A 12,693-nucleotide genomic window follows, 5' to 3' on the forward strand; every position below is an offset into this window, starting at 1 on the left:
GTGCGCGCGTCTCGCGCGCGATCTATGTCGCGAGCGAGACGCTCGCACTGGTATCATCACAAATATATTATTCCGATGCAACCGTCCACGAGATAATGTAAAGTTTTATTACAAAAAATTAAATTTTGTTGTGAAAATACCCCTTAAAAGAGATGATATTTCTTTGAGAACCCGCTGCAAAGAAACGTGCAACTTGGGTTTCCTCACTGTGAGAAAAACACTGTGGGAACACAACGGATTTAACTATTTGTGCAGACCAGCTTTTGCTAAAGCTGGTCGTTTCTGTTGAAACATTAAACCCGAGCTCTGACAATTTTATACCAATTCTCGCCTCCAGAAAGCAACAATCATGAGTGTTAGGTTTGTTTCCTGAACCCTGTTTGTAAGGTGCGTCGCTTTGAGATTGTCGCTCTTTTTTATGATTTAAGGGTGGCGACGCACCCTACAGCTAATGTTGCATGACTTTTGAGAATTAGTATTAGATTGGGGATTTTAGATTTTAGATTAAAACCGCCAATCTAAAATCTAAAATCTAAAATCTAAAATCCCCAAGGGCTGCTCCTAGAAAGTAAACGTCGTTCTGATCACCCCAATCACCAAATCAGAATTATCCTTATTGTGGTCGGGAGCAGTCAGCCAAATCACACCAGGAGTGACAGAAATATTGTCGCTCAACTTAAACTGATAGAAACCTTCAACGTGCAGCGAAGTATCCTTATCTTCCGGCAAAGTCCGATTAGTAGAACTCGTCACCCGCGGCTCCATACCTACCAGAATCCCCGCCACATTTCCTTCTTTCAACAAATCGGGAAAAGCCAAAGTAACTGCCCAGTTCCAGATTTTTTGATCTCCCCGCTGCACAGAACCGGTAGGAGTAGCCAAGTTCGACAAAATGCGCTGGTTTGTGTAACCCGCCCAACCGCCAAGAGCAATTCGGCGACCAAGTTTCAACGAAGCTTGCGCGCCGTAGGAATTGCTAGAAACTGGCAGATTGCTATCGCTGTCGAGCCCGAAGGAACCGAGACGCACCGGGAAATTAGAAGCATTGCTGCCGGTACCGGTCACAAAGTTGTAGGAATTAACGTAAGTTAAACCTAAAGCAATGCTGTCGCTCGGTTTGAAAGTCAACTGAGCCAAACCGCCGTAAGAACCGTTGAACAAACCGTTACCCCGCGTCGGGTTCGCGGCGTTGCCGGCCAAATATCCTAAACTCAGTTCGAGTTTTTCCCCAAACTGATGCCGCAGAGCGATGCCAGAACCGCCAGTCAAATAGTAAATCGGGTTGCGAGTACCGAAGTTAGAAAGAGCACCGCTGCCGCCGTCTCCGTCAAAGTAAGGGTTGACTGTGTTGGTAAAATCGTCAGCCGCGCCGGCGTTGGCTTCGAGAATTACAGTAGTGCTTTTGCCTAGAGGAAATTGGTAAAGCAGCGCATCTAAACCTACAGTATTGCTAGCCTCGCCAAAAGGCCCGGCATTAAACCGCAATTCCCCTTCAGCGGTTTTCGTATTATTAGTAGAAAACGAACCCAAATTTAAAACTTGCAGTCGAGTTCTGAGCAAATCTTTTCCAGAAAAACTCGTGTCGAAATTGAGACGAACCCTGCTGCCAAAAGCCGTCGTTTTATCAGCTTCGCGGCCCTCGGCATCATCTCCTCCGGCGATACCCGTCAAAGCAAATACCACTTCGCCGTTGAGTTTAGTCGTAGTCGAAAACTGATTTGCTTCTAATTCAGAGGTGCGCGCTTCCAAAGCATCGACGCGGCCGCGCAAAGTTGCCAATTCCGCCGCAAATTCTTCTTGCAACCTTTGCACTGAAGCCAAATCTTCTTTTGTTGCCAGATTTCTCGAACCGCCTTGAATCAGCTCGGTAACTTTATCCAAACACGCATTTAAACCGGCTGCAAACTCGTAGCGAGTCATCGCCCGGTTGCCGCGAAAAGTGCCGTCAGGATAGCCAGCTATGCAACCGTAGCGCTCTACTAAAGACTGCAAAGCTTGGAACGCCCAATCGGTGGGCCGAACGTCGGAAAGTTGGGAAACTGAGGTTACTTGGCCGGCCGCATCTTCGCTGCTACTGTCTTCGGCGCTGTATTGGTTGATTTGTTCTAAAATATTTGACTGTGCTTGAGGTTGGGCACTTGGATCGCTCGATTGGGCAATCGGCTCGGGTTGTGCGGCGGATTTTTCTGCGTTTAAATTAGCAGGTGGGGCTGCGGGTGGCGTTTCGGTTAAGTTTGCGGGCGCGACTGCGGGGATTTGCTCCGCGACAGGTTGTTCGGCACTTAAATTTGCGGGCGCGACTGCGGGTTTGGTTTCGCTTAAATCTGCTGCAACTGCGTTTTCCGGTGCTTTTGCTTGTTCGGCAACTGGGGCGGGCTCGTTAGCGTTAGCGAAGCGATCCGAAGGAAAGCCCTCGTAGAGGTTCGCACTTTCTCGATCGATAGTTTCAACAGTCAAGTTGCTAGCTAGTGGCGCTGGTTCGGCTGTAACCGCTGCCGTCTCAGACTTGGTAGACTCGGTTGCAGCACCTGGTAATTGCAATTGATGAGCTTGAGCTGTCGCGGCAATTTCTACAGGTTGCTCTGCTGCTAGCGCCGTCGAAGATACGACTAAAGTTGCTGCCAATACAGCCGGACTAACTAAAAGTCCCTTCCACAAAAATTTGGACATTTTTTCCTCACACCATATTGAGCCGATCGCCCGTTCCGAAGATTTAGGCGCTCGCAAATCACCTTCAGTATTCCGCCTCATAGTATTTCTTGTCAACAATTGGGGGAATCGCTGCTGCTGATTGCGGTTTGACTGTCCCTGATTTGACAAAAACTCTGTTTATTCCCAAAATCCTTGGTTTGACTCACATCTTGCACCATTCTCGCTTAACAGGCTTTCCGGCCTGTGAAGCGAGAAAATTCACTCTTTGTGGAACAGGCAAGATGCCTGTTCCTAAACAAGTAATTGAGAATGGTGCAACATCTCAGTTTGAAGATACCTACCTAGAAACCCGGTTGATGGCTTAAGGTTGCGTAAGCTATCCCTCGGTAAGATTAATATTGACAGAACTGGCGCTAACAAATCGTTCGATCGGCTACATACAAGTGAAAAAACTCAAATACGCCCTCGTGCACGAATGGTTGACGCCCTTAGCTACTGGCGGTTCAGAACTGGTAGTGCAGGAAATTCTCAAATACATCGACGCTGATGTCTATGCCCTCATCGACTTTGAATCGGCAAATCCCGAAAGCTATCTTTTCAAAAGACAGATTGGCACAACATTTTTGCAGCATTTTCCCGGAGCTCGCAGCGGCGTGCAAAAATATTTGCCCTTGCTGCCGATCGCGATCGAACAACTAGATTTGCGAGAATACGACATCATCCTCTCATCATCCCACGCCGTCGCCAAAGGCATCCTCACCAGTCCCCAGCAACTGCACGTTTGCTACTGCCACACGCCCATGCGCTACGCTTGGGACTTAACTTTTGACTATTTGCACAGCAGCAAAGCCGGACGGGGCATCCCCGGCTTGCTGACGCGATATTTGCTGCACCGACTGCGGCAGTGGGACGTAATTTCCGCCAACCGCGTCGATTATTTCATCGCCAACTCCCAACACACGGCGCGCCGAATTTGGCGGTGCTACCGGCGGCGGGCCCAGGTGATTTATCCGCCGGTAAATATCGATCGATTTTCCTTGATGCGGCAAAAACAAGACTTTTACGTCACAGTTTGCCGGTTGGTGAGTTACAAAAACGTTAGTGCGATCGTCCAAGCATTCAATCAACTCGGGCATACTCTAATTGTCATCGGCACCGGGCCAGAATTAGAAATGATTCGGCAAATCGCCAAACCCAACGTGCAAGTGCTCGGCTGGCAGCCCGCCGAGATCGTTGAAAAGTACATGGCAGAGGCGAAAGCTTTTGTCTATGCAGCTTGCGAAGATTTTGGCATAGCTTTGGTAGAAGCTCAAGCTTGCGGAACCCCGGTAATTTCCTATGCAGCAGGCGGCGCCTTAGAAACAGTGCTCGACATTCGCCAACATCCAGAGACAGGGACTGGTTTATTTTTTTCTTCCCAAACCGCAGCGGCATTAGTCGAAGCTGTCGAGGAATTTGAGCAGTTGCAAGGCAAATTTGGGCCAGAAACCTGCAGGTTGCACGCTGAACAGTTTGCCCCCGATGTCTTTGGGCAGCGCTATCTAGCTTTTGTGGAACGCTGCTATCAGGAATTTCAATCCCGCGATTTTACCAAGTCTGGGACTTGAAAGTGACAGAGCCCGAGAGCCCGAGAGTGAGGAAGTGGGAAAATATTCCTTCTGCCTTGTGCATAAGTGCCTTCAGAAGCCCTCTGCATAAGTGCCTTGTGCCCTCTTCCTTCTGAAGGGAGAAGCCCTCTTTCTTCTTCCTTCTGCCTTCAGAAGCCTTCAACTTCCGCTGCATTCTGCCTTCAGAAGCCTTCAACTTCCGCTGCATTCTGCCTTCAGAAGCCTTCTGAAGGCAAAAAATTGAGTATTGGAAACATAATTCAGAGAACAAAGCGTCTTGAGGCTTTATGATCAGGACTGTGTGTGGTGTGAAGTGAAGGAGTAAGATGACTGCCGACAGCCAACTAATCTCCGGCAAGGTAATTCGAGCGATCGCGAGACGCGGTTTTCAGCCTGTCCTGCAAGGAGATAGACGCATAAGTCGTTCTCTACAGAGCCTCGACGGAGAACTTTTCAAGCGGTTATTTGACATCCTGTTTTCCTTATCGGTTCTGATCCTGTTTGCTCCGGTTTACCTGCTTTTGGCTTTCTTAATCGCCTTAAGCTCGTCCGGGCCTATTTTTTACGTACAGGAACGAGTAGGCAAAAACCGTAAAAGGTTTTATTGCCTTAAATTCAGAACGATGGTGGAAAACGCGGACGATATATTGCTGGAAATCATGGAAAATTCTCCGCATTTGCGTCAAGAGTTTGAGGACAATTTCAAGCTGAAACAAGACCCTCGAATTACCTGGATTGGAAGATTTTTACGAATGACCAGTTTAGACGAGTTTCCCCAGTTTTGGAATGTTTTAAAAGGAGATATGAGCGTCGTCGGGCCGAGACCTTTAGTTGAAGAAGAACTGCCGAGATACGGTCGTCACATCAACAAAATTCTCACCATAAGACCTGGAATTACAGGCTTGTGGCAAGTGTCCGGTCGCAACGACATTCCCTATCCCCGCCGAGTCCAAATCGACCTCTATTACGCCAATGACAAAAACCTTTGGATGGATATGTGGATTGTTTTCAAAACAATTGGAGTTGTGATTTTTCCCAAAAATAACGGCGCATATTAATTTTTGTCCGCAGTCAGCAATCGGTAGTTAGTTTTATTTGTTACTGACCACTGATGCTGACTACTGACAGCAAGCGACAAACTCTTTGTCAAAACTAAACAGTTCCTGGAAGCCGATCGAAGAATTGTGAGTTAACGTAGAGCTTGAGAATACGATCGGCAGGAGCAACAGCCTCTGCCCAAAAATTTATTGTGAATTAACACAGCCTGTCAAAGGAAAATCAGATGACGCAACGCAAGCGAGCGCTAATAACAGGTATTACAGGTCAAGACGGCTCCTACTTGAGCGAATTACTGTTAGATAAAGGATATGAAGTTCACGGCATTATCCGGCGCAGTTCTAGTTTCAATACCGATCGCATTGACCACATCTATGTCGATCCTCACAGCGAGGGCGCGCGCCTGTTTCTGCACTACGGCGACTTAACCGACGGCACCACTCTCCGCCGGATATTAGAAGAAGTTCAGCCGGTAGAAATTTATAACTTAGGGGCTCAATCTCACGTTCGAGTCAGTTTTGACTCGCCGGAATATACGGTTGACACAGTAGGAATGGGAGTATTGCGCCTGCTAGAAGCAATTCGGGACTATCAGCGCCGCACCGGCATAGAAGTGCGGTTCTATCAAGCAGGTTCTTCGGAAATGTTTGGTTTGGTGCAGGAAGTTCCGCAGAAGGAAACAACTCCTTTTTATCCCAGAAGTCCTTACGCCTGCGCCAAAGTTTACGGTCACTGGCAAACAGTAAATTATCGCGAATCTTACGGACTTTTTGCCTGCAACGGCATCTTGTTCAATCACGAATCTCCCCGCCGCGGTGAAACTTTTGTAACTCGCAAAATTACTCGCGCCGTTGCCAGAATAGTCGCCGGCAAGCAGAAAAAGATTTACTTGGGCAATCTCGATTCCAAGCGGGACTGGGGCTATGCTAAAGACTACGTGCGAGCGATGTGGCTGATGCTGCAAAAAGATAAGCCTGACGATTATGTCATTGCTACGAACGAGACCCATTCCATTAAGGAATTTCTCGATTTGGCTTTTACTTACGTGAATTTAGATTGGCAAAAATATGTGGAGTTTGACGAACGCTACTTGCGTCCGGCAGAAGTCGAACTGTTGATTGGCGATTCGACTAAGGCGCGCCAGCAATTAAATTGGGAACCTTCTGTAACTTTTCAGGAGTTAGTACATTTAATGGTAGATGCTGACATGAAAGCTTTAGACCAGCAAGGTCGGGGTTCGGGCAACGGATTTGATTGAGCCGCTAAACAAAGCGGTCACTGGGAACAGTGTGTAGGGGTAGTGCCCCGTGTATACCCCATTGGCGAAAGGCTCCCACGCGCCCGGGATTGCCCCTAAACACTGTTCACAACTAATGAGAGGATTGTTAAAGCTATTAGCGCGATCGGCATTCAAAGAACCAGCTTAATTCTCGCAAAATTTTCGGATGTGCGGGCTAACAAAAACATTAAAATGATAGTTGAGGACTCGCGGCCGATAAATCTAACTTTCGGGTTTGCATGGAGTACATTGTCCCTATCTGCGGCTGCTAAAATAGATTTGCGGGCAAGCGCGTCCTGTAGCTGAAAGCTTTTTTTGCTAAAGCAAAAATTTTAGAATTGAAATTGTCGATCGACCCTTATTCAAAATCCCGAGGCTAAAATTATGACAAGCTTGGATTTAAGCAGCAAAAGCATTCTAGTCACGGGCGGCGCCGGTTTCTTGGGCCGTCAGGTAATCGACCAGTTAGTGAAAGCAGGGGCCGATGCCGATAAAATTTCGGTGACTCGATCGATCGACTGCGACCTCCGCGTCATGGAAAACTGCAAGCGCGCCGCCGACAAACAAGATATCATCATTCACCTCGCCGCCCACGTCGGCGGCATCGGTTTAAACAAAATCAAACCCGCTGAATTATTTTACGACAATTTGATGATGGGCGCGCAACTAATCCACGTCGCCTACGAAGCAGGAGTCGAAAAATTTGTCTGCGTCGGCACTATTTGCGCTTATCCCAAATTCACCCCTGTTCCATTTAAAGAAGACGACCTCTGGAACGGCTATCCTGAAGAAACAAATGCACCTTACGGAATTGCCAAAAAAGCCTTATTAGTGCAACTGCAATCCTACCGCCAGCAGTACGAATTCAACGGTATCTACTTGCTACCAGTAAATCTGTACGGCCCGGAAGATAACTTTGACCCGAAAAGTTCCCACGTCATCCCCGCATTAATTCGCAAAGTCCACGAAGCGCAAGCAAGGAGAGACAAAACACTGCCGGTTTGGGGCGATGGCAGCCCCAGCCGCGAGTTTTTGTATTCCACAGATGCGGCGCGGGGAATTGTGATGGCGGCTCAATTTTACAACGAATCTGACCCGGTTAATTTGGGAACGAATAGCGAAGTTAAAATTCGCGATTTAGTGGAAACGATTTGCGAATTGATGGGATTTGAGGGAGAAATTGTTTGGGAAACAGACAAACCGAACGGTCAGCCGCGCCGCTGTTTGGATACCCAAAGGGCTAAGGAAAAGTTTGGTTTTGTTGCGGAGGTAAAGTTTAAGGAAGGGTTGAAAAGTACGATCGACTGGTATCGAAAACACGCAGCGTAAGTGTGAAAAACCCGGTTTATTGAATAAATCGGGTTTTTTTAGGAATAATACTAAATGCGGGTTAGAAACCTTATTTATAATAGTCGGCGGTGGCAACCTATCCTACACAAACCAATCCGCCTTCTGGCACTAATAAATTATACAAATTTGGGTGATAATTCACTGACAATAGTCGGCAGCAGTGCCGTCTCCCTACTGCTGTGTCCTGTATTTCATCCGAGTGAAAACTGCTATAATACAAATACCTCGACTGAAATCATCGAAAACTAAAATTTGGGAAAGCCAATGATTGCCGATCGCACCCACAATTATATCTCCCCCGAAGAGTATCTGAAGTTAGAAGAACTCAGTCAGCTCAAACACGAGTATGTTGAGGGCAAAATCTATGCAAGGGGTGATGCAAATGATGCTCATGTGACGGTTTCGGGCAACTTATGTACACTTTTGAGAAATCATGTTCGGGGTAGTGGCTGTCGTGTTTATATGTCGGACATGAAAGTTAGGATTGAATCTCAGAATATTTACTACTATCCCGACGTGATGGTAACGTGCGATGAACGGGACAAAGCTTTTCAATCTTATAAAAGATATCCTCGTTTAATTGTCGAGGTTTTGTCAAATGGTACTGAAGGATTCGATCGGGGCGATAAATTTGCTGACTATCAAGAATTAGAAACGCTTCAAGAGTATGTGTTAATTAGTCAAAAACGTGAGCGGGTAGAGTGTTTTCGTCGGAATGCTGAAGGGTTGTGGGTTTTGTATTCCTATACTCAAGGCAGCGAAATTCACTTGGGTAGCGTAGATTTTCGCACAGGTATTGATGCTATTTATGAGGATGTAATTTTTACTAAGGAAGATTCAGAAGCAGAAATTGACGAAGTGCGATCGAGGGGATAAATTGAAAGTGCGATCGCACCTCGGTTCAGGAAGGGCGATCGCTTTTGATATATTTAAAATGCCAGCATCAAACCGCCGATAAATTGTAATATCTGGATGAGAGCCTCAATAGATAGTCCCAGTGAACCCGCCAACGACCCCATCGCCGTCGCTATTTCAGGAACAGCAGCACCAGAACTGATTAAAGCTATCAACTGGCCAATAACTTCAACAACAACGGGTACGTTAATAGCCAAGCCAACCAGAGCCGCAACAGAAACTGCTCCAACCCTGAAAGCTTCGAGTAGTGTTGTTAGCTGTGCGATCCCGTTGGGGCCTTGGGTGTGAATGTAATCTAAAATTTGTGCGATTGCTGCTACGAGTGCATCCATGCTTCTTTCCTTTGAGGGTCAAATACCTACGATCAATCAATAGTCTTAGTCAACTAGCTGAAAAAGCAGTTCAAAAAATAGTCTGATTATTTCAAACCCACTCAAATCATTTCTCATATCGATACGATGCAAAAAAATATTAGTTTTAACCAGTAATTTTTCTCACAATTCTTCTATGCTTATCAATGACATCAGCCACCTCTTTGACCGTCTCCTTTTGTTCTTGCGACAGCGGACATTTCAGCTTAGGTTCTCTTTTGGGTTTGTCAGCCATGAGCTTAATACTCCAATGTATTGCTATAGTTTATTAGCGGAAAATGATCGCTTATATTTGAATAATATCATTATATTCACAGTGATGTCCAGTAATAAAAAGTCAGAAAATGTAAGTTGTTTTACCTAACGCTAACTCTCAAAAAAAGTCAAATGTTGCCATCCATGTCATAAAATGTCATAAAATAGCAGGTATAATAGGTCAAACCCCTAAACTTAACTCACCGATGGACGTTAAAGAAGTCTTGAGATTTGCCGACGACATGGTTTTCGCCAAGACGGGAGAACATTTGGAGGATCTGCAAGAAGCTATCCTGGGGGGTGTATGGGAAGGTCAAAAATACTCTCAAATCGCAGAAGCATCACATTGTAGCGAAGGTCACGTCAGGAATGTAGCTTCAAAATTATGGAAGCGTTTATCAAATGTATTAGGTGAAGAAGTTACTCCATCGAATTTACGATCGACACTTGAGAGACGACAATTATTCATCATTTCATCAAATTCGGGAAACGATTTTTTTATTGGTAATGTCAATGTCTGTAAGGATAGTCAATTTTCAGAATATCCACAAAAGCGATCGCCCTCAACCCCCACCTCAGAAACCTCCAAACCCCAAACCAGACTAGACTTAGCAGACGCACCTCATATTTCATTATTGTGCGATCGCACATCCGAACTCGCCACCCTCGAAAAATCCATCGTCCAAGAAAAGTGCAACATCGCAGCAATATCAGGACTCAGTGGCATTGGCAAAACCGCACTTTCCCTCCACCTCCTCCGACAAATTCAGCATAACTTTGAATGCGTCATCTGGCGAAGTCTCCGCCACTCCCCACCCTTAGAAACTACCCTGAAAAATCTCCTACAATTTCTCTTAAATAAACCAGAAATCGAACTCCAGACAAGCATTCCAGAGCGACTTTCCCTGTTAATGGAATATCTGCGAAAAAACCGCTGTCTCATCATCCTCGACGACGTGCAAACCATTCTCAGCAGCGGACAGCTAGCAGGAAATTACCGCCCAGAATGCGAAAATTACAGCATCCTCTTCAGACAAATCGCAGAAACAACCCACAACAGTTGCTTAATCCTCAACAGTTGGGAACCTCCCAGAGAAATTACCGCCTTAAAAGGTGAAAATTCACCAGTTCGCACCTTGCAACTCAAAGGTATAGGTACAGCAGCAGCCGAAATTTTCCGACAAAAAAGTTTACTCAATCCCGAAACATGGGAAAACCTAATTAACGCCTATCAAGGCAATCCATTGTGGTTAAAAATAGTCGCCACCACCATTCAAGAAATATTCCGAGGCCGGGTTGCATATTTTTTGAAATATGATAGGCTATTTCTAGGGGAAGAATTGGCAGCAACATTGCACCCGCAGATAAATCGTTTGTCAGAATTAGAGAAAAAGCTAATCTCCCGCCTCAGCCAAGAAGCAAATTCAGTTTCAATAGAGCAATTGCTACAAGATGCCGATTTATCGCCCTCCGACTTATTCGACGGGCTGCAATCTTTGGGGAGGCGATCGTTAGTTGAAATAGAAGAACAGGAGAATGAAACGCTATTCAGCGTTTGTCCTGTGGTGAGACAATATGTAATATCAAATCCAGTTAATTAGCCACGATATCTGTAGGGACAAGGCAATGCTGTGTCCCCCATTTTGAGGAGACGGCATTGCCGTGTCCCTACCCGCAGCGATGATTTAATATGAAATATGAATACTGCTGAACCTTCATTAACTAAAACCGAATTAAGAAAATCGCTCCTCAACACCCGCAAATCCCTATCAGCACAAGAATGGAGACAAAAGAGCGATCGCATCTGCCACCGCCTGCAAAACTCGCCCCTATTCACCGAAGCAAAAACAATCCTCGCCTACTTCAGTTGTCGCCAAGAACCAGATTTAAGTCCCCTATTTGTAACTCCCCGCAAATGGGGATTTCCCCGCTGTGTCGGCAAAGAGCTATCCTGGCACATCTGGCAGCCCGGAGATGCTTTACATACTGGAGCTTACGGCATACTAGAACCGCTGCCGGATGCTCCTAAAATAGACCGCTCAGAAGTAGATTTAATCCTCGTACCCGCTGTAGGCTGCGATGTTCGCGGCTATCGCTTGGGCTACGGCGGCGGCTATTACGATCGAATGTTCAGTTTAGCTGAGTGGAAATCAAAAATTGCGATCGGCACAATCTTTGAATTTGCCTTGCTTGCCCAGCTACCAGTTGACTCGTGGGACAAACCGCTGCACGGAATTTGCACAGAAATCGATTTGACAATCGTACAGCAAAAATCTTAAACGGGCATAAACAAATTAATTTTCCGCAATTATGCCTATATCCTCTTAATCTAGAATCTAGAATCTAAAATCTAAAATCTAAAATCTAAAATAGTATGGCCCAGCGCTACGTTCGAGTTAAAACAACACAAGGACACATCCATTACGGTTTACTGCAACTGAGCCGCAGCGTTCAAGTATTTGATGCACCTCCCTGGTTACAAGGACAACCAACTGATTTGGAACTTTTACCAGATACTTACCAAATTCTCGCCCCGTGCTCTCCCTCAAAAATTGTAGCCGTAGGCAAAAATTATGTCGATCACGCCGCCGAGATGGGAACCCCAGTACCTGCTGAGCCCCTGCTGTTTTTCAAGCCTCCGAGTGCTGTCATCCCCGCAGGTGGAGCGATTCGCTATCCGCAGCAGTCGGAAAGGGTAGACTACGAGGGAGAATTGGCCCTGGTGATTGGCGAACACTGTACCAACTGCACTCCCGAACAAGCACACGGCAAAATTTGGGGCTATACGATCGCCAACGACGTAACAGCCAGAGATTTGCAAAAGCGGGACAACCAGTGGGCGAGGGCCAAAGGGTTCGATACATTTTGTCCCTTGGGGCCTTGGATTGTCCGCGAACTTAGTCCTGCTGCACAATTGCAGACTTTTGTCAATGAGAGCGAGCGACCGGTACAGTCATCCCAGATCGATCGCATGGTATTTTCCCCAGACTTTCTCGTCTCCTACATCAGTCAAGTAATGACCCTAATTCCCGGTGATGTAATACTGACGGGAACGCCGCAAGGAGTAGGGCCGCTACAAATAGGCGATCGAGTCCGCATCGAAATTGAAGGCATCGGCAGTCTTGAAAATACAGTAGTCAGTAGTCAGTAGTCAGTAGTCAGTAGTCAGTAGTCAGTAGTCAGTAGTCATTAGTCATTAGTCATTAGT

General features: G+C 46.3%; 12 protein-coding genes. 9 read left to right on the plus strand and 3 right to left on the minus strand.

The annotated features are described in order from the left end of the window. Nucleotides 1–561 precede the first annotated feature (561 nt). The gene (locus tag QUA56_RS35050; protein ID WP_445242981.1) at nt 562–2,670 is read right to left on the minus strand and encodes an iron uptake porin; all 2,109 of its coding nucleotides are present in this window, start codon (nt 2,668–2,670) and stop codon (nt 562–564) included. A gap of 89 nt (nt 2,671–2,759) precedes the next feature. On the opposite strand from QUA56_RS35050, the gene QUA56_RS35055 reads away from it, so the two are divergent. From QUA56_RS35055 to QUA56_RS35080, 6 genes are all read left to right on the plus strand, one after another. After that, complete coding sequence (locus tag QUA56_RS35055; protein ID WP_333368198.1) at nt 2,760–3,017, plus strand: hypothetical protein; 258 nt, start codon at nt 2,760–2,762, stop codon at nt 3,015–3,017. Nucleotides 3,018–3,095: 78 nt separating this feature from the next. Next, nucleotides 3,096–4,259, plus strand: coding sequence for a glycosyltransferase (locus tag QUA56_RS35060; protein ID WP_333368224.1), 1,164 nt, complete (start codon nt 3,096–3,098; stop codon nt 4,257–4,259). A 326-nt stretch (nt 4,260–4,585) separates the two neighbouring features. After that, complete coding sequence (locus QUA56_RS35065; RefSeq protein WP_333368201.1) at nt 4,586–5,317, plus strand: sugar transferase; 732 nt, start codon at nt 4,586–4,588, stop codon at nt 5,315–5,317. A 224-nt stretch (nt 5,318–5,541) separates the two neighbouring features. Beyond that, nucleotides 5,542–6,573 (plus strand): GDP-mannose 4,6-dehydratase, encoded by a 1,032-nt coding sequence (gmd, locus tag QUA56_RS35070; RefSeq protein WP_333368204.1) that lies wholly within the window; start codon nt 5,542–5,544, stop codon nt 6,571–6,573. Between the two features lie 405 nt (nt 6,574–6,978). After that, nucleotides 6,979–7,923, plus strand: a complete 945-nt coding sequence (locus tag QUA56_RS35075) for a GDP-L-fucose synthase (protein ID WP_333368207.1) — start codon at nt 6,979–6,981, stop codon at nt 7,921–7,923. 285 nt (nt 7,924–8,208) lie between these two features. Further along, on the plus strand, nt 8,209–8,820 hold the full coding sequence (locus QUA56_RS35080; protein WP_333368226.1) for a Uma2 family endonuclease: 612 nt from the start codon (nt 8,209–8,211) through the stop codon (nt 8,818–8,820). 53 nt (nt 8,821–8,873) lie between these two features. Here QUA56_RS35080 and QUA56_RS35085 read toward each other — a convergent pair whose 3' ends face one another. Together QUA56_RS35085 and QUA56_RS35090 are read right to left on the minus strand one after the other, a co-directional pair. Next, entirely contained in the window at nt 8,874–9,191 is a 318-nt protein-coding gene (locus QUA56_RS35085; RefSeq protein ID WP_333368210.1) for a hypothetical protein, read from the minus strand. A 145-nt stretch (nt 9,192–9,336) separates the two neighbouring features. Beyond that, entirely contained in the window at nt 9,337–9,465 is a 129-nt protein-coding gene (locus tag QUA56_RS35090; RefSeq protein WP_333368213.1) for a hypothetical protein, read from the minus strand. A gap of 226 nt (nt 9,466–9,691) precedes the next feature. Between QUA56_RS35090 and QUA56_RS35095 the strand changes: the two genes are divergently transcribed. The 3 genes from QUA56_RS35095 to QUA56_RS35105 all read left to right on the plus strand — a co-directional run bounded on the left by QUA56_RS35095 (nt 9,692) and on the right by QUA56_RS35105 (nt 12,636). Then, a complete protein-coding gene (locus QUA56_RS35095; RefSeq protein ID WP_333368215.1) occupies nt 9,692–11,086 on the plus strand; it encodes an NB-ARC domain-containing protein in 1,395 nt (464 codons plus the stop codon). Nucleotides 11,087–11,182: 96 nt separating this feature from the next. Then, complete coding sequence (locus QUA56_RS35100; RefSeq protein WP_333368218.1) at nt 11,183–11,764, plus strand: 5-formyltetrahydrofolate cyclo-ligase; 582 nt, start codon at nt 11,183–11,185, stop codon at nt 11,762–11,764. Nucleotides 11,765–11,859: 95 nt separating this feature from the next. Continuing rightward, entirely contained in the window at nt 11,860–12,636 is a 777-nt protein-coding gene (locus QUA56_RS35105; protein ID WP_333368221.1) for a fumarylacetoacetate hydrolase family protein, read from the plus strand. Nucleotides 12,637–12,693: the final 57 nt, after the last annotated feature.

This window comes from Microcoleus sp. N3A4 (assembly GCF_036701805.1).
Classification (GTDB): domain Bacteria; phylum Cyanobacteriota; class Cyanobacteriia; order Cyanobacteriales; family Microcoleaceae; genus Microcoleus.

Coding starts and splice junctions, on each gene's coding strand:
- QUA56_RS35050 (WP_445242981.1), bottom strand. CDS start 2,670: ATGTCCAAATTTTTGTGGAAGGGACTTTTAGTTAGTCCGGCTGTATTG.
- QUA56_RS35065 (WP_333368201.1), top strand. CDS start 4,586: ATGACTGCCGACAGCCAACTAATCTCCGGCAAGGTAATTCGAGCGATC.
- gmd (WP_333368204.1), top strand. CDS start 5,542: ATGACGCAACGCAAGCGAGCGCTAATAACAGGTATTACAGGTCAAGAC.
- QUA56_RS35075 (WP_333368207.1), top strand. CDS start 6,979: ATGACAAGCTTGGATTTAAGCAGCAAAAGCATTCTAGTCACGGGCGGC.
- QUA56_RS35080 (WP_333368226.1), top strand. CDS start 8,209: ATGATTGCCGATCGCACCCACAATTATATCTCCCCCGAAGAGTATCTG.
- QUA56_RS35085 (WP_333368210.1), bottom strand. CDS start 9,191: ATGGATGCACTCGTAGCAGCAATCGCACAAATTTTAGATTACATTCAC.
- QUA56_RS35090 (WP_333368213.1), bottom strand. CDS start 9,465: ATGGCTGACAAACCCAAAAGAGAACCTAAGCTGAAATGTCCGCTGTCG.
- QUA56_RS35095 (WP_333368215.1), top strand. CDS start 9,692: ATGGACGTTAAAGAAGTCTTGAGATTTGCCGACGACATGGTTTTCGCC.
- QUA56_RS35100 (WP_333368218.1), top strand. CDS start 11,183: ATGAATACTGCTGAACCTTCATTAACTAAAACCGAATTAAGAAAATCG.
- QUA56_RS35105 (WP_333368221.1), top strand. CDS start 11,860: ATGGCCCAGCGCTACGTTCGAGTTAAAACAACACAAGGACACATCCAT.